The organism is Caldisphaera sp. (genome assembly GCF_023256325.1).
GTDB lineage: Archaea > Thermoproteota > Thermoprotei_A > Sulfolobales > Acidilobaceae > Caldisphaera.
This window is the reverse complement of sequence record NZ_JAGDXI010000002.1, coordinates 1-19,766: the sequence shown is the minus strand read 5'-3', so window position 1 is coordinate 19,766 and position 19,766 is coordinate 1. Positions and strand designations below refer to the sequence as shown.

Here is a 19,766-nt window from a genome sequence, read left to right as displayed (position 1 = left end):
AATTAAAATGTTTAACATATTTTTATATTTAACAAATTTATTTTTTATAAATTGCTATAAGAATCTATATAAAAACAGGTTACTCTTCTCTAAAATTTGATACTTCGCTCTCTTCAACTATAGCTGGGCATATTAGCTTCGTACCAATGCTTTCTATTATTGAGAGCAAACTAATTAAAATACCATCAGATCCTTCATTCTTTAATGTTGATTTTGTTTCGCTGGCAATTTTAACAGCGTTTAATATTCTTCTTCCGCTGTTAGACGCAATTCCACCTAATAGATCGCTTAAAACAATCTTTAATGTTTGTGAATTTTTGTTGATCTGTTCCTTATTAGATGAAACTAAATAACTGTATACCAAGTTAGGCAATGAAATTATTAACCCATATGATATTGAATCTAATTGCTCTCCTTCTCTCTTTGATATTCTTAATATTGTCATTGATATATCTTCTGCCTCTTTCCTTATCTTTTCTAAATCATTGTTTGCATTTCCTTCATTCATAGCTATATCAACCATATCTTGAAGTCTAGAATTCAATTCCTTAATGAATTTGTTTGAATCCTCTTCTTGAGGGCTTAGCAAATCTACTTCTAATGAATCAATTCCTTCTGTAACGTTTTCCACCTTATCGTTTTCATTTAAACCCTTAACCAATTGGGAGAATGTCGCTTCATCCAACCCCTTAACATTTATTATTAGTTTTTTGTACCCATGAATATAGGCACAATCAGATATGATTTTTGGGCCAGCTATTTTTGCAATCCCATTGTATTTTATTGATACTGTTTCCGCTTTAATAACAGCTTTATTATCAGATGGTATAAGTTTTAAATGATCCCCCTCTTCTAATATCATTAATTCGTCTCCTACCTTTAAACCAAGCTTTTTAGCCCATTGCTTTGGCAAAGTAACTATTAAGCTAGAACCCCCCAATCTTTGTATTCTCCTAGTTGAATTCAGGCTCATACCTGTTCCCCCAAATATATACAGTATAGATCCCCCTTTATATCTTTAACGCCGTTAAATTAAATGAAAAATATTTCTAACAAAAATAGCATTTATCAATTTTAGTATACTATTACGTATAATTTTATGAGTTATATCGCTTAATATTTAATCCCTAAACACTATTTAATAAAACGAGGCGGTTCAATTGAATACATTGGAAATAAGATGGCACGGCAGAGGTGGCCAAGGGGCAGTTACTGCTGGAGAAGTATTAGCATCTGCTGCAATAATAGAAGGAAAATATGCATTAGCATTTCCTGAATTTGGAGCTGAAAGGAGAGGTGCTCCTGTTAGAGCATATACAAGAGTTACAAATAATCCAAATATACCCAGAACACCAATAGAAAAACCTGATGTAGTTGTTATTCTCGATAAAAGTTTATTAAAGCATGAATATATTGAAGGTTTAAAGCCTGGAGGTTATTTTATTGCAAATACTCCTCTAAAACCTGATGAATTAATAAAAAAGCTTAACTTACCAAACAGTTTTAATGTTTCAACAGTAGATGCAACAAGTATTGCATTAAAATGGCTTAAAGCTAATATAGTAAATACTGCTATTTTAGGAGCAGTTATAAGAACTACAAATTTATTGAAAATTGAAACAATAATTAACGTTATTAAAAGCAGGTTCCCAGGAAAAATAGGGGAAGCTAACGCTATGGCAGTACAAGAAGCATTTGAAAATACAATAGTTATGAAGTTACAGGAGGCGATTTAAATGGAAAAATTGGTTTCCTTTAAAGATATGGCTCCAGGAGGCATTGTTGTAAATCCTGGAAATAGCCTAGAGTACAAAACTGGAGATTGGAAGGTATTAATACCAGTTATAAATCAAGAAACATGCACAAGATGTAGAATATGCTGGTATGTTTGTCCAGATAATGCTATCTTGGAATTAGACAAAGAATATACTACAAAGAAGAATAGAAAATACAAGGTAAGTTATGATGTTAGCTCAGATTTTTGTAAGGGTTGCGGTATGTGTGCCCAAGAGTGCCCAGTTAAAGCAATAGAAATGGTTCCTGTGGAGGTGGCATAAATGGCGCTGGAAACCGTTAAGAAAGCGATACCTTTAAGCACTAACCATGCTATTGCAAACGCGGTTAAGGATTTAGATGTAGATGTAATATCAGCCTATCCTATTACTCCTCAAACAACAGTTGTGGAAAAAATATCTGAGTTTATAGCAAAAGGTGAGCTAGATGCTGAATATATACATGTTGAAAGTGAGCATAGTGCATTAAGCGCTGCAATTTCTGCTTCTCTAACAGGTGCAAGGGCTTTTACAGCAACAGCAAGTCAAGGATTTGCTTTAATGCATGAAATGCTTCATATAGCCTCAGGATTAAGAGCTCCGTTAGTTATGAGCGTTGCGATGAGATCTTTAAGTGCACCTATAAGCATTTGGAATGATCAAAGCGATTTATTTAATGCAAGAGATTCAGGTTGGATAATATTATTTGCTCATACTGCGCAAGAGGCTTATGATACCATAATACAAGCATATAAAATAGCTGAAGATCAAAATGTTTTATTACCAGTTATGGTTGGATACGATGGCTATGTAATGAGCCATACTATTGAGCCAGTTATAACGGAAAGCAGAGAAAAAGTTATCAAATTTGCTCCAAAGAAGCAATATCCATATAAATTAGACCCTGATAAGCCGGTAAGCATAGGAGCAATAACACCTCCTGAATATTATTATGAATTTAAATACCAACAAGTTAATGCCGTAAACAACTCATTGCCAACTATTGAAAAGGTGGATGAAGAATTTGGTAAGACTTTTGGGAGGAGCTATGGCTTAATGGAATGCTATATGTGTGAGGATGCAGAAGCATTAATTATGACAAATGCTAGTTACGCATCAACTCTTAAAGCATTTTTACCTGATATAAGAAAAGAAGGTATAAAGGTCGGGTTATTAAGGGTAAGGCTATACAGACCTTTCCCATTACAGAAGTTTATTGAATATACAAGTGATAAGAAGACCGTATTGGTTATTGATAGAGCAATTAGCTATGGCGCTCCCTTCCAAGGTCCTTTAGCTAATGAAATTTCAGGAGCAATAGTTAGAGAAGGGCTTAAACTTAATTTAATAAGTGTAGTAGCAGGAATAGGGCAAAGAACAGTTGAATATGAGGACTTTTTGGCATTAGCTAGATTAGCTTATGAAGGTAAGAAGCATAAAGAAACTATATTTTATGGGGTGAGAGAATGAGCGAAACAAAGAAAGTATTAAGGATAAAGAGTTTATATGACTTGCCTAGAGAAGAGCTATTCATAAGTGGACATGGACTATGCCCAGGTTGTACAGCAGGTACAATAATGAGAATGCTAACAAAAGTAACTGGCAAAGACACTATAGTTGTTAATGCTACTGGCTGTGTTGAGGTTTCAACGACTAGATACCCATATTCGAATTGGTTAATACCATGGCTTCATTCAGCATTTGAAAATTCAGGAGCATCGGCTAGTGGCATTGTTGCTGCTATAAAGGCGATGAAGAGAAAAGGGATTATGGATAAAGATAAAGATGTTAAAGTAGTTGTTGTAGCTGGAGATGGAGGTACGGTTGATATAGGCTTACAAAGCCTCAGCGGTATGTTAGAAAGAAAAGATCCAGTTATGTATGTATTATATGACAATGAGGCATATATGAACACTGGTATACAAAGAAGCGGTTCAACTCCTCATGGTGCTTGGACAACAACTACGCCCGCTGGGAAGGTTTGGAGAGGAGAATGGAGAGATAAAAAAGACATAGCAGGGATAGCAGCGGCCCATCATATACCATACGTTGCAACTGCAAATCCCGCATACCCAATGGATATGATAAATAAGTTTGCGAGAGGTTTAGAGGTTTTAAACGAAGGCCCATCGTTTATACAAGTATTAATGGCATGCACAACTGGTTGGCGTTTTGACCCTGCTTTGGGTATAACTATATCGAGATTAGCGACAGAAACAGGTATATTTCCTATATATGAAATAGATCATGGAAACTTTAGAGTAACTTTTCCAATAATGAAAAGAAAACCAGTTAAAGAATACTTAAAGTTACAAGGAAGATTTGCCCACTTAACGGATGAAGAAATTAATGAAATACAAAAAATGGTTGATCAAAAAGTAGAGACAATAAATAAAATGGCAGGTAAAACAGTCATAGGGCCTGTAGGCTAATAAATAATAAAAGAATAACATTTCCCTTTTAATCAGTTAAATCTCTTCTTCATTTTCTTCTGACCCACTTTTTCTACACAAATTTTTAAGCACTAATTTTGTTATAGAATCGTATTGTAATGATTTTGCGCTAGTATCGACCTCTATTATAACTGGTAAATCTATATCATCGTATCCCATTATCCTTTCCTTAACAACTCCTATTTCAGGTTCAGAAGTAATTGTTGGCATAAAAGCTACATAGCCATTGTTATTAACACCTTCAACCGCTCCTCCAACCAATACAACTGGTAAATCGGTTTCTTTACTTCTAACAGCTAAAAAGTTATTAATGCTTTCAATATCTAACGTCAATATAGAGGTCTCACTTTCACTTTTCATTTTAAAAAACCTTGACTCATAAGGTAACATTGTACCAACTATAACATTTGCACCCATATAACTTAAGGCTTTAAATATTTCAGGATATCCTAAGTCTTCATCTATAAAAACTCCAACATTTGCATTTTTCTTCTTGATATTGAAGATTTCTACACTTTTACCTGGTGTTAAACCGTTTTCATCCTCAGCTTTTGTTATAGCAATTTTTCTATATTTTCCTGCAAGCTCTCCTTGAGGATTGCTAGCAAATACAGTCAAATAAAGTCTGGGACCAGCTCTCTCTACTATTGGCCCGGCTATTACATAAATTCCAAATTCGTGCGACCATTTAGATACCGACATAAATGTTTGGTTTTGCTGTATTTCTGATTCGTTAAGCCTTTCAGCATAATTTTTTAGCATATTCTTCACTTTTTGATTTGGATAATAACCTACTATAGGTCCAGTTAATGGATATGCAGGTAAATAAATTAAATCAATATCATCATGATCTATCATAACTCTATTTATTATTTCTTCAAGCCTCTTCATATTTGTCCTTCTTGCTCCAAGCTTTATCCTTGTATGAAGTATGGCCATCTTTAGCACATTATTTCACCCTTATTAGTATTACCGCCTTCTTAAAATAGATTTGGCATCCTACATTAAAAATATTGCAGGGGGAAATATTTAAATAACTCTAAAACATAAAAAACTTTTAATCTATTAATTTATTATTTTTATCAACAAAAAAACAAGATAATAAAAAACAAGGAAAACAAATTAAATTTTTAAATTAATATTATTAACAGTTATTCGTTTATTTCTTTTCAGCAGCACCTTCTGACTTCTTTTCTTTCTTGCCCTTTGCCATTCTAATTCACCTGGGCCTTTCGGCCTGATTTTAATAGTCTAAAATTGTATTCTTAAGACTTTATAGCACTAGATAGGTAGAGAGCTCAGGTAATATCATTGAGAACTATAAACTCCTGTACTACGTAAAAGAGGAATTTTAGAGAGAATTTTCATGATGTATTACAATTTTTATTTATAATGTACCAAGGCATTTCTATTTCAGATCTTTCTAAATATTTTAAATAATATTCTTTACTATAATTACCTTCATAAAATTCAACTGGTATTGGATTTCCATCGCTATTTATTATATAGCTTATAGAATCACCTAACCCATATAAAATCCTACTTGCCCTGACCTGTTGTGTGTTCCCAATTTTATTTATGCTCTTGCTTATAACAAGTAGATCCTCTTTAACATCACCATTAATCAATTCTTTTTTTACATTATCATATGATTCCTTTGCTTTAATTAACAAATTATAAAATTCTTCTTTATTTGATGCTTTTTTTAAAACATTTAATGCATTTGTTTCTGCATACTTTATAATATCGGGCACATTTTTCCTTACAGCATTTATTCCTTTTATTTTTAATGTACCATCATCTCTTAAACCATAATATCTGCCAGCTGAGCCCAAACATCTTTCAGTATATGGGAAAACAAGCCAAAGAAATTTATCTTCGACCCTTAGCTTTATGTTAACTTCTTTACTTATAGTTTCAGAAAGTTCCTCAATGTCAATCTTAGGATTTTCTGGGATTAAAAATAGGCTATCTATGATATAATTTATTACTTTATATCCATTTTTATTAGAAATCTCGTATGATTTTTTCATTATTTCTCTAGCTATATATGTAACACTTTCATATGCCGAAACGCTCCCAAATAAACTATTCCTATAGCCTAGATATCCAAAGCCGGTTACCAATATCCATTTTATTGCATCAAACCTTTCTTTAAAAATTAAGTCTTTTTTATAGGGTCTTATCTTTTCTCTCCTATCTATAAGCCTTTTAAGTACGCTCGGAACTAAGCCTTCTTTATCAAAGCAAACCTTATGACCTATAGCATTAGTTTCATATTTGATACAATTATTTTTGTTAACTGTTTCTGCAGATAAATTGTTTAAAACTATTATGTTAGGATAAAGGCTTGAGAAATCTAGTTGATAAACGTTAAAATAAACTCCGGGTTTCGGTATAAATGTTGCTCCTGCTCTATCGGCATCCTTCATATCACCAAGTTTCCTCCAAGGTTCTACCCTTTTAACCTTCTTTATTTCGTAATGCCTTTTAATTGCTTCTAATGCTTCAGCAGAAGTTAAAATTTTTCCAATAGATGAATTGCTTGCCTGCCTTAATGTAAGGCCTGAAATCCTTGACCACTCTATTAGACCGTAAATCCCCACAAGGGGTTTCTGTATTAAAATAAAACCTTGACTTTTTATTTCATTTAAAGAATTTACATCTGCCATGACTATACTTATTTCATTTTCTTTTATTATATCGTAGAGCTCTTCTATGTTCTTAATAACAAAATCATCTTTATTATTTATGCTCACTTTATAATATTTTATGTCATACCAAGATGCTTCCTTCCCATATTTATTCAAAGAAGTCACATATGCATATCTTATTTCAGGTAATTTATATAAAGGATCATCACTGTCTCTCATCTCAAGGGTATTCATGTCATATAAATAGCCTGGATGCAAACTTTTTTCTCTAAGAATAAGGTTTATTTCGTCTGGAAAATTATTAACATGCACTCCTAAACCGTTTTCTTCTATTTTTTTAATAAACTTACTGCTGCCCAAATACTTTATTTTTATTATTGGTCTTTTGAAGTCGTAATATGGAGGCAAAAACCATTCTTCTTCCATTATTTCATAAATAAAACTAAGCTTGTTTAATACATTATATAATTCTATACTAGTTGGCTCTATATAAGCTATTCTATGAGCCTTAACATTTATTTCTTCTATTTTATTGCTTAAGAAATATAAAGTTAAAACTCCTTTATCATATCTTGCATCTAAAAATAGTCCTTCCACTATTTACACCTTTTAGCTAAATAAACTATTAAACCCAAGATTATAGGTTCTAAAGGATCATAAAGTCCTTCGAATTGATAATAACTTATTAAACTATAGGCCTCTTTAATTATTTCTTTTACTTTATCCTTATCTTCATAATCCATATAATTAGCTATCTTTAATAACTTGTTTATTTCCTCTTCTACAGCCATTCTTGTAGAAGGTGTTGTCCTACCCATAATCTTTCATCTCCAAGTTCCTTATAAGAGATATAGGAAGCCTTGGGTACAGACTTAGCATAATGCTTTATTAAAACTGCTTCAACCCCATTTCTATAAGGGATTACTCTAACTATTGAATGCAATATGTGATGATGGAATTTGCCCCCCTCAGGCAAGAACCTTCCTAAAGAAGTTTCTCTATTAAATATAATTGTTATTATGCCTTTTGATGAGTTCTCTTTTATTGCACCCGTTATAGGTGTTAAAAGTTTGTAATTTAATGGGCTAGTCGGCGAGAAAAGATAAGGATCTATTATAACTAAGCTATCTAATCCTTCTACTCCCTTTATTAGATCTGGTATATCATACCTCCTAAAGGCCCTTGATATGTATATGTTATCAAAATTCCCCCTAAGTATTTTTACCATCTTCCTTATAAAATAAGGGTCCAAATTTCCATAATCTTGTATATAAATAACGCCTACCATTCCATATCTAGATAAGGAAGCTATTGTTACATGAGAAATAGATAAAACTATGTTCCAATTGCCATAAATCTCTATTATTTCACCTTTATTAAATGGTCTTAAAAGGGAATCTAAAGACTCTATTCCAGTTAAGTTATCCATATCTAAGCCCAGATTAAATTATTTAATAGAATTAATCAGAATTTCACTATAATTTATAATATGAGGGAGAGGTAAATGAAAGTATTGTTAAAAACCTGGCTTCCTTATTTTTAAAACATCTTTATTAACCAAAGTCATTGGTACATCGCCATTATAAAACATTTCTAAATTCTTATAAACCAAATCAGCCATCTTTGCCCTAGTCTCATGAGTTGCACTTCCTATATGAGGTAACAATACTATATTGTCTAAGTTAACTATAGGATTTTTAGGATCTAAGGGCTCTGAAGGATAAACATCTAATCCTGCCCCCGCAATCCACCCCTCTTTTAATGCTTTATATAAGGCATTTAAATCAACAACTTTTCCTCTAGCAGTGTTTATTAAAAAGGCAGTTTTTTTCATAAGCCTTAAAAGCTTTTCATCAACTAAATTATATGTCTCATTAGTCAGAGGAACGTGCAAAGATATTATATCACTTTCTTTAAAAAGTGTAACCAAATCCACATATCTTGCTCCAAGATCTTCCATTTCTTTATGCCTATTCCTACTATTGTAAAGAATTCTCATATCAAAACCCTTTGCTCTCTTAGCTACTGCATAACCGATTCTTCCGCCGCCTACTATTCCCAAAGTTTTACCATAGACGTCGTAACCAAGCATTAATGTAGGATGCCATGCGGAACCTAATAAAAACCATTTACCACTCCTAACAAATTTATCAGCCTCCACAATTCTCCTTGATACAGATAAAATTAATCCCCATGCTATATCTGCTGTTGCATCTGTTAATACATCTGGTGTATTTGTTACATAAACTCCATGCTTTGTCGCGCATTCTAAATCTACATTATCAAACCCAACAGCGTATTGTGCTATAATTTTAAGTTGAGGAGATAAAGATTCTATTATATCGCATGTTATTTTATCCTCTAAAGTAGTTACCAAGGCATCAAAACCCTTAGCGTTATTTATTATTTCCTCTTTACTTGGGGGTACAAATTTTGGCCAAATAGAAACAGTAAATAATTGCTTCATCTTTTCAGTCGCTGGGAAGGGGATTTCTCTAGTAATAAATAACTTAGGCATTTTTCTCGCCCAAAAAACAAGAGAGTTAAGAATTTATAAGATTTTTATAATTCTTTTATTGGTAGGTAAGAGTTGAGTAAAAACATTAAGAAAGCTGTTGTAATAATGATCATAATAATGGCTTTGATATCATTTAACATATCTAAGAGTTTTACATATGTAGAAAATAATATATATGTTGATAATGCTGGAGATTTGATATCTGTTAGCATAGTTAATATTACTTCTCCACCCGAGGTAATAGTCATACCAGCTTATCAACCATCTGCATATATAGCATATTATGTTAATAATTATCAAACTATGCCAGTAGACTTCAATGGAACGGATTTAATAGTTTTAGCAAACGAAACAGGATTATTAAATGTAACTTACCTTTCTTTAGCTTCTACTAGCAAACAAGGAATAATTTGGACATTAAACATAAGTGAGAATTATTATACAAAAATATTTTTACCGCAAAACTCTATACCAATAAATATTAATCCAACACCTATATCAGTTTATTATTCATCTAATTCGCCCGTAATATTAATGCCTCCCGGAAAAATATTTATTCAATATAGCCTGTCTACCCAGCAATTGGTTCCACATAAAACAAACAATTATATATATACCATAGGTATAATTATTTCTATTATTATAATTATTATTATAATTTTAACATTAATGAAAAATAAAAGAAAAAAAGAAAAAGTTGAAATACAGGAACTTGATGAAAGAGATAAACAAATTTTAAATGCAATCAAAAAATTAGGGGGAATTGCTACAGCTAATCAAATTATGAATGAAACTAATATACCAAAGACACCTCTATACAGGAGACTTTCAAAGCTTGTTCAAATGGGATATATAGAAGAAGTTGTATATGGAAAAACAAAAAGCTACAAATTAAAGAATCAATAAAGATATTCAAGTTTTCTGGCTAAGTTATCTAAAAATCTTAGCCTTTTAGGTGTTGGTGGATGAGTGGCGATTATTTCTTCTCTTGGATCTGTTTCTTTGCTCTTTAATTCCTCTACAACATCGTCTATATCATCTATATGAATTCTTGTATGAGGCGAGTCAATACTAAAGAAAAATCCCCCCTGTATTTCAACTAGAGGAGCTATTATAAAAAGCATTTGAGCAGTTGAATTATTTTTGGCTTGCCTTCTGAGCCTAGCACTTGAATCATACATCACTTCAAGTCTAGCTAATGCCCTTTGAAGCTTTTTTGGATCCCTTGTTACTATTGCGCTATTTGCATCTGCATAATATTCTCTTAACCTATTAAAGTGAGCAACTAAAAATCTAAACAAAACACCGGCAGCAATCAAGACTATACCAACGATTAATAGCAATACGTTACCACTAACTTGGTTTCTTTCTCCACTGCTTCCTCCACCTAATATACCGTTCCATATTAATATTTGCCCTAGATAATATACAGCTAAAGGTATTAGGCTCAACGCTAGTATAAAAGTTACATCTCTATGTCTTAAATGCCCTACCTCATGACCTAATACTGCCTCTAATTCATCTTGAGGCATGATATTAATTATTCCTCTGGTGACTGCAACAAAGTTACCTGTTAATGGGCTTCCATATGAAAACGCATTTGGTATATTTACTTCTGCTATTCTCAATTTAGGAACTTTTATATTACTCTTTTTAGCAACATTTTCTAAGCTTTTCTGTATATCTATTTCTTCTTGTGTTTTTGGTGGATGAGCTTTATACATTAAGTTAATTAAATATGGTGAGAAAAGCCATTGAAATATTATTATTAAGGCAGTTAAAATCACTGCTCCCATAACTATTGAATCTGCAATAAGAGGCAATCCAAAAGCATAGCTAAGTATCTCAGCGGTCCCAATAAAAACTCCCAATCCAGCTAATATAATTGATATAGCTGAAATAATCATTGAAGCTCTCAAGCTGGAAAGGCTTTCTGGTTCTTTACTTACTATTTTTGGAGCAGATAATGTTAATATAGCAACTATTACTCCACCTACAAGCGATCCTATTACCATTACCCACCAGTAGACTAGCATGAATCCAAGTATTCCTCCTATTATCATTTTCCCTACCTAACCTATATCTAATTTGTAGGGGAGTTAAACCTTTTTATTAAACAAATATAATAGAAACAAAGAAGTGAGAAAATGATAATAGAAAAGGAAAAAGAAGATGATATTTGCAAAAAAATTAAACCCATAATTATTGTATCGGGTCCTCCAGGATCAGGAAAGTCTACCTATGCAAAAAGGCTTGCAAAGGATCTAAATCTTAAATATTATACTAGCGGCCAAGCCTTCAGAGAATTAGCTAAAGAATTAAACATTGATTTAATAGAATTAAATAAAATCGCTCAAAATAATCCTGAAATAGACCTAAAAATAGATAAAAAAACATTAGAAGAAGCAAAAAATGGCTGTATAGTTATAGATTCTCATTTAGCAGCATGGATATTAAAGGATTTATCAACCATATCTATATATGTTAAGGCAGATCTAAAAAGTAGGATTAAAAGATTACAGCTCAGAGATAATAAAGACATAAACTATTCCATAGAAGAGGCTGTATACAGAGAATATACTCATTATAGGAGATTCAAAGAATATTATGGAATAGATATAAGAGATCTTTCTATATTTGACCTAATAATAGATACAACAAATCTTAGTATTGATGACGCCTATGATATTATTTTAGAAACCGTTAAGAAAATGTTAAAACTTTAAAAAACATTAATGTTTTTGTATTAGCCTACTCTTTACCAAGGCAAATTTCTATACTGCTTACTCTCCTAGTTCTTTGTTGGTTTGTTTGTGGATCATTGACAGTTATTTCATGGCTACCTACATCAATGTTTTTGACCTTGACATTTTTAGCGAATCTGCTTCTAACAATTTCAACTGTATCAACAGCTTTTGTTATGTTTCTTCCTCTTGCCTTTACTACGACAGCGCTAACATTTTGCTCCATTAGTGTTGTCAAAACGGCTAACACGTAGTTCATAACAGGCTTTTTACCAACTCTAACCTCAGGTGAACCTTCGCATACCATATTTTATCCCCAAACTTTTCTTGTGCTGTTTATTCTTAGAAACTATTAGTGATATAAAAGCTTTTTGCTCTAATTTGCAGGAAACAACTTGCATTGAAAAACTAAATGTTTACAATAATATAAAAAATATAATTTAAAGTGTAGCATAATAGCGTATAAAAAGCTCGACTTAATATATTAATATAGAGAGTTCTTCTTTGTTTAGACTTTAAAACTTATTCATTTCCTAAAAAAGGTGGACAGCAATAGGTGAAAATTAATGGAAAGAAAATCAAGATATTTGATAACTATACTTGCTATAGGGCTAATATTAACAAATGCTCTATGGGTTGTTTCATATTATCAAATTAATAATTCTTTAAACAAATATAAAGAAAATCTAAATCAATCTTTAGCAACACTTAATAATGCGTCTAAAGTAATAAATTATTATCAAACGGAGTTGAACGCAACAAAAAAACTGTTGAACGTTACCACGACTTTATTATCTTTGTATAATAAAACCCTTATTATAGAAATAGCTAAAGACAAGCTTTCTCTCTTAAATAATAGTCTAACAGAGTATAAAATAGCTAAATATTCATTTAGCAGCGCTATTAACTTAACCTTAGGGGCAATACAAAATCAAACCGGTAAGTATAACCTAACTTTAGCAAAAACTTACATAAACATAACATATCTAGCCTTAAATCAGATTTTATTTAATGGCAACCTAATGAATTTGCCAAGTAATTTTACTTCCAATATTACACATGCAATAAGCCTAGTTAACTCTGTTAGCAATATTATCAATAATTTATCTAACGGCGGAAAACCTACAGTAGGCGATGTAACAACATTAAATAATGCATTGATCTTATATAATTATTACCTGTTAAGCTCCGAGTATGTGATGATAAAAAATATTTATAAATAAAAATTATAATTTATTCAGAATATTTTTCAAATATTGAATAACATAATAAAGTCTCTTCAACATTGTTTACAATTCTTGCTATATTTATTATAGTTGACAGCAAATATCCAAAAATTCCTGATGTGTTTTCAATTATTTCCTTTAAATCTTCCTCTAGACCTAAAATAGTTCTGAGCTTCCAATAAGCCTCTTCCTCTTTCTTTATGCTTGGCGGATTAATACTTGATGTAGAAGTTACTATAGAAACTTCTAGAAGCTGTAATAAGAACTTGATCCTTTCCTTTTCATCTTGGTCTAGGTAATCTGAAAGGTTAATCAAATCAAGAGCAAGCCTATATAATGAATCGTTTGCTAATATTAATAAACCAACTGCAGCTGACAATAACCTATTGACATGTTCATCATTTAAACCTTGTCCATGACCTTTACTTGCTATCCTTAACAATTTATAACTATAGGATTTCATTTCCTCGTAATTTGATTCGATTTCTCCACCAATTAATTTTGCACCATCCAGGTGCATTGTTAGCTTTGATAATAGAGAGCTTAAGCTTCTCCCGTAAATTAATAAGGTATCTACAACATTAACTGGTCTATCCTTAAAATTGATAGCAAATTCATATTCGCTAAGCAAACCTGACTCAGTAAAAGGAAGCTTTTCCGCAACTTGGCTTACTTTTTCTAATACATCATTTCTAAATGGCCTATTAGAATATAAGACTATTGAATCTAAGCCAGAAATATAAGAACATAAGACTATTCTACCAGCATGCTTGCACACATTATTATGCTGGGTAGAAAAAGATGCTTTTAAAATTGAGCCATCCTCATTAGGTGAAATAATTAACCTATCACCATCCTCATAGACTGAAACTAGACTTCCAACACTAATTCTGTGTTTCCTAGCCCATGATCTAGGAATTGTAATTATCATGGAAGAAGTACCTAATTTTTGAACTTTTCTCATAACTAGTTTATCGCTATCTTCCATATCTTCTATTTCAGTCAAAACGCTCACCATATTAATATAGAAAGCAACAGTTTAAATATGTATACGGTTAATAAATAGCTGGAGTTATTCCGTATATATCTGTATATGCTAAAATAGAGTAATAAAAGTGGAAAAGTTTATTAACCCAAAAAATAAACATTATCTTGCCTGTGAATGCATTTGAGTGCGGCAGGCATTGAATTTGTGGACCTACAATATACTGATTTGACAGGTTTTTTAAGATCAGTAACGGTTCCCTACAAGTCATATAAAGAAAAGCTTCCGAATTTTGTCGGAGCATTTGATGGGAGCAGTGTAGAAGGTTTCGAGCCTATAAACAAAAGCGATATGTTTCTTAAAGCTGATGAAAAGACTTTTTCCGTACTTCCATGGAATGACAAAAAAGCAAGAGTTTTAACAGAAATATACAATTCTTATAGTAAAAGATACCAAAAAGATCCAAGATATATAGCCAGTTTAGCAACAAATTATATAAAAGAACAAGGCTTCTCTCCATTAGTTGGAACTGAAGTTGAGTTCTTCCTTTTTAATTCAGTAAAAATAAACGTAGAAAACCCAATAAAAGGTATTGGCTATAACTTGAATTCAATAGAACAACCATGGGACAACGATAGTCTATCTCTAAGGACTAAAAAGGCTTATCATTTTTCACAGCCAAACGATAAACTTGCCGAAGTAAGAGAAAAAATAATAAATTCATTTAACAAAATGGGCTACGATTTTGAGGCATCCCATCATGAAGTTGCTGTTTCACAAAACGAGATAAGCGTTAAAGCTGGAGATCCTTTATTTGTAGCTGATGAAGTGATAACATTTAAATATGTTGCAAGAAATATATCATTAGAAAATGGATTAATACCTGTATTTATGCCAAAACCATTATTTGGAGATAATGGAAGCGGTCTTCATTTTCATTTAAGCCTTTGGGATTTAGATATGAAAGAAAACTTGTTTTTTGATCAATCGTCAAATGATTTATCTCAACTAGCTAGATACTTTATTGGAGGAATTCTATATCATGGAAAAAGCCTAGCAGCAATTGTTGCACCCACTACAAATAGCTACCATAGGCTTGTTCCAGGATATGAAGCTCCTGTTTATTTAGTATGGGGTCATAGCAATAGAAGCGCTGCTATAAGAATTCCAGCTACTGGAGGAAGAAGCAAATTGACGAGGATTGAATTTAGAAGTCCTGACCCTACATGCAACCCATATCTTGCATTATCAGCCACATTGCTAGCAGGTATTGATGGTATCAAAAAGAAAATTGACCCTGGAGATCCGTATGAAATGGATGTGTATGAAATACCTAAAGAAAAGCTTTCAGAAAATGTAAGCGTATTGCCAAAGAGTTTAGATGAGGCTTTAGATGAATTAGAAAGCGATAATGAATATCTCCAACCGGTATTTAGCAAAGAATTAATTAATAGCTATATAGAAATCAAAAGAAAAGAAAGCGATACAATAAGGATGATGCCAAACCCATATGAAATATATATGTATATAAATCTTTAAATAAATTTTTTATAATATTTGTTTATGCTGGTTCCATGTGTATTATTTGTGTCGGACAACTCTGAACAGCTGCTTCCACGCAATCCTTTAAATCATCTGGAACAAATCCTTCATTTATCTTGTTCGGATCTTTTCTCCATTTGGCAATTATATTAGCTTTTCCATCTACATCTGACATTTCAAAGACGTCTCCACAAAGGCTTACACAAACCATATCAGCTATGCAATTATCCCTAGGTTCTTCCCAAACTCTCAAAGTCATATCAAATCACCTGCAGCATTTGTTATTTGTTTTTGTATTAGTATAAAAAGTTTTTAGTATCTTTTATAATGAATTATAAAACTCTTATAAAAATATACTTAATAACAAATTTAATCTACGCTTTTTACTATATAATAAAGGTGTGAAGAGTTGAGTTATTCATCAGAAGAAGAAATTTTAGGATATCAATTCATAGAATATGGTCAACTCGGTAAACCAAAGTATTTAATCTTGGGTTTGCCAGATGCTGGCATAGTTGGTCCAATAGCTGCGAGCCATATAGTTAGATCATTAAAGCTTCCAGATGTCTTAGGAATAGAAAGCTACGGTTATATACCACCAGCTGCTATAATCCAAGGCTCTTCTATAAAATATCCGATGAGAATATATTCTAATGGAGAAGTATCAGTTTTAATTACTGATGTTCCACCTGTTCCTTCAGGTATTGTACCACTAGCATCAGCCATTGTTGAGTTTTCTAGAAAGAGAGGAATAGATCATATAATAAGCATAAGCGGTATAGGAAATCCATCAAGAGCTGAGATCGATAAACCAAATGTCTATTATTTAACAACAACTCAAGAATCTCAAAAATTAATAGAGCCTTTTTTAAATGACTTGAAACCTTTTCCAGATGGCATAATAGTTGGGCCATATGCTATTATATTAAAAGAGTCTGTAAGAAGGAAAGTCAACAATCTTTTATTATTATCAGATGCATTTACAGAGATACCTGATCCTGAGGCAGCAGCAGAGATAGTTAAAATAATATCATATTTAATAAATGTAAAGATAGATGTTTCACAATTATTGCAAGAAGCCGAAACATTAAGGCTTAGGTTACAAGGGTTAGCCAAAGAGACAAACGATGTATTGGCAAAAGTAGGAAAGGGATATGAATACAGAACACCCCTAATATATAGCTGAAAGGGGTGTCATAATTGTCATACGACTATTTCGAAAACATAAGGAAGAAAATGCTAAAAATGCTAAAAGATATGATGAAAGAAACTGATGAAATTGATGCTTGGTTCGAAGGTTTGCTAAATGACTTAGAGGCTTCTTTAAATCCTAGCCAACTCTTTAACGAGAGATTTAATGAAGCATCAAAAGGTTATTTAACGCCAATAATAAGTATGCATGATTTTAATAATGAGCTTCTAATAACAATTGATCTCCCAGGAAGCGACCCTAATACAATAGACATAGAACTTTTGCCTGATAAAATAACAATTGATGCTCAAATAAAGGAAGAAGTAGCTAAAAATGCCTTTGGTCAAGCATATTGGGCAAAAAAGATTAACAAATACAAAGGAGTTTATCCTTTACCCTATTTAATAGATCCGAAGTCTGCAAAGGTCACTAAAAAGAATGGAATGATAATAATAAAAGTAAAAAAGTCAAGTCAATAAAACTCATTTGTTATCTAGGGATTCGTTTAGAATTTCTGCGATATCCTTAACGTTGAATCCAAACTTACCTGATTCTCCTCTGAACATTGTGTTACAGAAAGGACAAGCAACAGCAACAACCTTGTTATCGGAATCTCCTAATGTTTTTGAAGCTTCTTCTGCTCTCATTGTTGATATTCTTTGCCCTCTCTTAATTTCATAAAATAGTTGTCCTCCTCCACCTCCGCAACAAAAACTGTTCTCCCTATTTCTAGGCATTTCTTTAATTCTTAGTCCATTAACTTTATTAATAACCTCTCTTGGTTCATTATAAATTCCATTCCATCTACCTAAGTAACAAGGATCATGATATGTTAATACATATCTTAACTCTTTGTTTGGTTTTATTTTTCCTTCCATGACTAACTTTGACAGAACTACGCTATGATGTTCAACTTCTAGTTTTTCTAATAAATCTACGTAGCCTTTTGTTGATTCGTCCTTAAGTAAATAGCTCTTGTATTTCTTATAATTGTTCTTAAAGTTGTTAAACCCGTGAGGACAATTGAGCAAGAGTTTTTTAAATTTATATTTATTTAACATCTCTAAATTCATTTTTATATACTCTACATATAAAGCTTCATCTCCAATACTTCTTGCAGGTTCTCCACAACAGCCTTGCTCAACAGGTATAGCAACTTTATATCCTGCGTCTTTCAATATCTTTATAACTGACTCTGCAACAGGCCTTATCCTAGGATCAAAGCTTGTAACACAACCAACCCAATATAAATAATCATATTCCTCGCCTTCCTTTGCAATTATTTCATCTCCAAACTTTTGTGCCAATTCATTAAACCATTGTTCCTTATCTACTGGATTCATACCCATAGGATTACCATTTTGTTGTAATCTATATAATGCATTTAGTGCATCTTCAGGTATATCTTGGGAGCTTGTACTTATCATTCCTCTTCTCAAATCTATTATAGTATCTAAATGATGTATAGTAACAGGGCACTCATAAACGCATGCTCCACAAGTAACGCAACTCCATATTGCCTCAGGATTTACTTGAATTACTTTATTCCCTATTACATTTTCATCCCACATACCCTTATGAATCATATTATTCATATTAATAACCACATCTCTTGGCGATAATATCTTACCAGATATATTTGCTGGGCATGCATTTGTACATCTCATACAGCTAGTGCATGCATCATAATCGATCCTTTGTTTCCAAGAAGTATCTGATAACTTAACTATTCCTATAGGCTTTCCTTTTTCTATCTTTTCATCTATATCAACAACAGGTTTAATCCCATCTGGTATATTTCCTTCTCTTTGTAGAGATACGTTTACTGCAGCAGGGTATATATGCCATAGATTAGTGTATGGTATTAATGCCATAGCTAACATAGCTAAAGACATGTGAAATAGCCATAAACCTCTATAAATAACCTCTAGCTCTGATATAGGCACAGTTCTTGACCATAAAAATACAAGATATCCTATAGGATCAAACCAATAAGATTCCCATGTGTATCTATATGCAACTGCTGCAATGCCATCAACTAAAAATCCAGTTATTAAAATTACTAAAAGCATTCCTAAAACCAAGTAATAATACGGATCTTGAGGTAAATTCTTAGTTAACTTGAGGGATCTCCTTATTATTGCTATTATTATCCCAACTATTGCTATAATACCTGCTATATTTGCAAGAAGCTTATATATATAAAAAGTGTCGCCTGTTAAAAAAACTACTATATGAGCGTTAATAGCCCTAAGAGTTGTCGTAACGGCTAACCATCCAATACCATAAAATATCAACGCATGCATTGTCCCTGGAAATCTTTTCCTTAATATTTTCCATTGAAATATAACATATTTAATAAAGTTTCTTATGATATAGCTTAAAGATGGCCATTTTATTTTTTCATTTCCATAAGTCCACCTTTTATAACCGACATATGCTGAATACAAAAGAATTATGGCAACTATCGTACCTAATCCATAAACTACAGCTTCATAACTCTGTACCCAAACGAAGTTATATATGCCTATATATGTCAATCTTTACACCTTGTTCACTTTAATTTTATTTGAAATTACTATAAAAACCTAAAACATTAGAGTCTTAAAGATAAATATTAAGATAAATTTAAATATATAAGAAAATTTTTATTTAATAAATTTTTATTTAATAAAACAAT

Annotated in this window: 21 protein-coding genes; 10 read left to right on the top strand and 11 right to left on the bottom strand. The window is 32.0% G+C overall.

The annotated features are described in order from the left end of the window. Positions 1 to 79: 79 nt before the first annotated feature. Complete coding sequence (locus Q0C16_RS00125; protein ID WP_292319006.1) at positions 80 to 973, bottom strand: AbrB/MazE/SpoVT family DNA-binding domain-containing protein; 894 nt, start codon at positions 971 to 973, stop codon at positions 80 to 82. Between the two features lie 187 nt (positions 974 to 1,160). On the opposite strand from Q0C16_RS00125, the gene Q0C16_RS00120 reads away from it, so the two are divergent. The 4 genes from Q0C16_RS00120 to Q0C16_RS00105 are packed head-to-tail and all read left to right on the top strand — an operon-like array spanning position 1,161 to position 4,204. Further along, entirely contained in the window at positions 1,161 to 1,736 is a 576-nt protein-coding gene (locus Q0C16_RS00120) for a 2-oxoacid:acceptor oxidoreductase family protein (protein WP_292319005.1), read from the top strand. Next, complete coding sequence (locus Q0C16_RS00115; RefSeq protein ID WP_292319004.1) at positions 1,737 to 2,057, top strand: 4Fe-4S binding protein; 321 nt, start codon at positions 1,737 to 1,739, stop codon at positions 2,055 to 2,057. Further along, a complete protein-coding gene (locus tag Q0C16_RS00110; protein ID WP_292319003.1) occupies positions 2,058 to 3,242 on the top strand; it encodes a ferredoxin oxidoreductase in 1,185 nt (394 codons plus the stop codon). Further along, complete coding sequence (locus Q0C16_RS00105; RefSeq protein ID WP_292319002.1) at positions 3,239 to 4,204, top strand: thiamine pyrophosphate-dependent enzyme; 966 nt, start codon at positions 3,239 to 3,241, stop codon at positions 4,202 to 4,204. Before Q0C16_RS00110 ends, Q0C16_RS00105 begins: the two co-directional genes overlap by 4 nt. A gap of 36 nt (positions 4,205 to 4,240) precedes the next feature. Here the strand turns inward: Q0C16_RS00105 and Q0C16_RS00100 are convergent, their stop codons facing one another. The 5 genes from Q0C16_RS00100 to gyaR form a co-directional block, all read right to left on the bottom strand. Then, positions 4,241 to 5,164: a carbon-nitrogen hydrolase family protein gene (locus Q0C16_RS00100; protein WP_292319016.1), complete on the bottom strand. Its 924-nt coding sequence runs from the start codon at positions 5,162 to 5,164 to the stop codon at positions 4,241 to 4,243. A gap of 425 nt (positions 5,165 to 5,589) precedes the next feature. Then, positions 5,590 to 7,476 (bottom strand): DNA polymerase domain-containing protein, encoded by a 1,887-nt coding sequence (locus tag Q0C16_RS00095; RefSeq protein WP_292319001.1) that lies wholly within the window; start codon positions 7,474 to 7,476, stop codon positions 5,590 to 5,592. Continuing rightward, a complete protein-coding gene (locus Q0C16_RS00090; RefSeq protein ID WP_292319000.1) occupies positions 7,476 to 7,697 on the bottom strand; it encodes a hypothetical protein in 222 nt (73 codons plus the stop codon). Before Q0C16_RS00090 ends, Q0C16_RS00095 begins: the two co-directional genes overlap by 1 nt. After that, positions 7,661 to 8,308 carry a hypothetical protein gene (locus Q0C16_RS00085; protein WP_292318999.1) on the bottom strand — a complete coding sequence of 216 codons (648 nt, stop codon included), beginning with the start codon at positions 8,306 to 8,308 and terminating at the stop codon, positions 7,661 to 7,663. The genes Q0C16_RS00090 and Q0C16_RS00085 overlap by 37 nt, the downstream gene beginning before the upstream one ends. Positions 8,309 to 8,395: 87 nt before the next feature. Further along, a complete protein-coding gene (gene gyaR / locus Q0C16_RS00080; protein WP_292318998.1) occupies positions 8,396 to 9,397 on the bottom strand; it encodes a glyoxylate reductase in 1,002 nt (333 codons plus the stop codon). Between the two features lie 72 nt (positions 9,398 to 9,469). On the opposite strand from gyaR, the gene Q0C16_RS00075 reads away from it, so the two are divergent. Then, positions 9,470 to 10,303 (top strand): winged helix-turn-helix transcriptional regulator, encoded by an 834-nt coding sequence (locus Q0C16_RS00075; protein ID WP_292318997.1) that lies wholly within the window; start codon positions 9,470 to 9,472, stop codon positions 10,301 to 10,303. Here Q0C16_RS00075 and Q0C16_RS00070 read toward each other — a convergent pair. Next, the gene (locus tag Q0C16_RS00070) at positions 10,297 to 11,460 is read right to left on the bottom strand and encodes a zinc metalloprotease HtpX (protein ID WP_292318996.1); all 1,164 of its coding nucleotides are present in this window, start codon (positions 11,458 to 11,460) and stop codon (positions 10,297 to 10,299) included. The two genes, Q0C16_RS00075 and Q0C16_RS00070, sit on opposite strands and share 7 nt — an antisense overlap. An 84-nt stretch (positions 11,461 to 11,544) precedes the next feature. Here Q0C16_RS00070 and cmk point away from each other — a divergent pair, with 84 nt between their 5' ends. After that, a complete protein-coding gene (gene cmk / locus Q0C16_RS00065) occupies positions 11,545 to 12,123 on the top strand; it encodes a (d)CMP kinase (protein ID WP_292318995.1) in 579 nt (192 codons plus the stop codon). 25 nt (positions 12,124 to 12,148) lie between these two features. On the opposite strand, the gene albA is transcribed toward cmk, so the two are convergent. Next, on the bottom strand, positions 12,149 to 12,448 hold the full coding sequence (albA, locus tag Q0C16_RS00060) for a DNA-binding protein Alba (RefSeq protein WP_292318994.1): 300 nt from the start codon (positions 12,446 to 12,448) through the stop codon (positions 12,149 to 12,151). A 259-nt stretch (positions 12,449 to 12,707) separates the two neighbouring features. Between albA and Q0C16_RS00055 the strand changes: the two genes are divergently transcribed. Then, a complete protein-coding gene (locus Q0C16_RS00055; protein WP_292318993.1) occupies positions 12,708 to 13,364 on the top strand; it encodes a hypothetical protein in 657 nt (218 codons plus the stop codon). A 10-nt stretch (positions 13,365 to 13,374) separates the two neighbouring features. Here the strand turns inward: Q0C16_RS00055 and Q0C16_RS00050 are convergent, their stop codons facing one another. Next, positions 13,375 to 14,382: an AbrB/MazE/SpoVT family DNA-binding domain-containing protein gene (locus tag Q0C16_RS00050; protein ID WP_292318992.1), complete on the bottom strand. Its 1,008-nt coding sequence runs from the start codon at positions 14,380 to 14,382 to the stop codon at positions 13,375 to 13,377. A 147-nt stretch (positions 14,383 to 14,529) separates the two neighbouring features. On the opposite strand from Q0C16_RS00050, the gene glnA reads away from it, so the two are divergent. Next, on the top strand, positions 14,530 to 15,891 hold the full coding sequence (glnA, locus tag Q0C16_RS00045) for a type I glutamate--ammonia ligase (protein WP_292318991.1): 1,362 nt from the start codon (positions 14,530 to 14,532) through the stop codon (positions 15,889 to 15,891). Positions 15,892 to 15,913: 22 nt separating this feature from the next. On the opposite strand, the gene Q0C16_RS00040 is transcribed toward glnA, so the two are convergent. After that, a complete protein-coding gene (locus Q0C16_RS00040; RefSeq protein WP_292318990.1) occupies positions 15,914 to 16,153 on the bottom strand; it encodes a ferredoxin in 240 nt (79 codons plus the stop codon). 150 nt (positions 16,154 to 16,303) lie between these two features. Here Q0C16_RS00040 and Q0C16_RS00035 point away from each other — a divergent pair, with 150 nt between their 5' ends. Together Q0C16_RS00035 and Q0C16_RS00030 are read left to right on the top strand one after the other, a co-directional pair. Beyond that, entirely contained in the window at positions 16,304 to 17,080 is a 777-nt protein-coding gene (locus Q0C16_RS00035) for a PAC2 family protein (protein WP_292318989.1), read from the top strand. Between the two features lie 14 nt (positions 17,081 to 17,094). Then, positions 17,095 to 17,565 carry an Hsp20/alpha crystallin family protein gene (locus Q0C16_RS00030; RefSeq protein ID WP_292318988.1) on the top strand — a complete coding sequence of 157 codons (471 nt, stop codon included), beginning with the start codon at positions 17,095 to 17,097 and terminating at the stop codon, positions 17,563 to 17,565. 3 nt (positions 17,566 to 17,568) lie between these two features. Here Q0C16_RS00030 and Q0C16_RS00025 read toward each other — a convergent pair whose 3' ends face one another. Continuing rightward, on the bottom strand, positions 17,569 to 19,626 hold the full coding sequence (locus Q0C16_RS00025) for a (Fe-S)-binding protein (protein WP_292318987.1): 2,058 nt from the start codon (positions 19,624 to 19,626) through the stop codon (positions 17,569 to 17,571). Positions 19,627 to 19,766 lie beyond the last annotated feature (140 nt).

Bases quoted from the DNA above. Each gene is read 5' to 3' on its own strand.
- Q0C16_RS00125 (WP_292319006.1), bottom strand. From the start codon at position 973: ATGAGCCTGAATTCAACTAGGAGAATACAAAGATTGGGGGGTTCTAGC.
- Q0C16_RS00115 (WP_292319004.1), top strand. From the start codon at position 1,737: ATGGAAAAATTGGTTTCCTTTAAAGATATGGCTCCAGGAGGCATTGTT.
- Q0C16_RS00110 (WP_292319003.1), top strand. From the start codon at position 2,058: ATGGCGCTGGAAACCGTTAAGAAAGCGATACCTTTAAGCACTAACCAT.
- Q0C16_RS00105 (WP_292319002.1), top strand. From the start codon at position 3,239: ATGAGCGAAACAAAGAAAGTATTAAGGATAAAGAGTTTATATGACTTG.
- Q0C16_RS00100 (WP_292319016.1), bottom strand. From the start codon at position 5,164: ATGGCCATACTTCATACAAGGATAAAGCTTGGAGCAAGAAGGACAAAT.
- Q0C16_RS00090 (WP_292319000.1), bottom strand. From the start codon at position 7,697: ATGGGTAGGACAACACCTTCTACAAGAATGGCTGTAGAAGAGGAAATA.
- Q0C16_RS00085 (WP_292318999.1), bottom strand. From the start codon at position 8,308: ATGGATAACTTAACTGGAATAGAGTCTTTAGATTCCCTTTTAAGACCA.
- gyaR (WP_292318998.1), bottom strand. From the start codon at position 9,397: ATGCCTAAGTTATTTATTACTAGAGAAATCCCCTTCCCAGCGACTGAA.
- Q0C16_RS00070 (WP_292318996.1), bottom strand. From the start codon at position 11,460: ATGATAATAGGAGGAATACTTGGATTCATGCTAGTCTACTGGTGGGTA.
- cmk (WP_292318995.1), top strand. From the start codon at position 11,545: ATGATAATAGAAAAGGAAAAAGAAGATGATATTTGCAAAAAAATTAAA.
- albA (WP_292318994.1), bottom strand. From the start codon at position 12,448: ATGGTATGCGAAGGTTCACCTGAGGTTAGAGTTGGTAAAAAGCCTGTT.
- Q0C16_RS00055 (WP_292318993.1), top strand. From the start codon at position 12,708: ATGGAAAGAAAATCAAGATATTTGATAACTATACTTGCTATAGGGCTA.
- glnA (WP_292318991.1), top strand. From the start codon at position 14,530: ATGCATTTGAGTGCGGCAGGCATTGAATTTGTGGACCTACAATATACT.
- Q0C16_RS00040 (WP_292318990.1), bottom strand. From the start codon at position 16,153: ATGACTTTGAGAGTTTGGGAAGAACCTAGGGATAATTGCATAGCTGAT.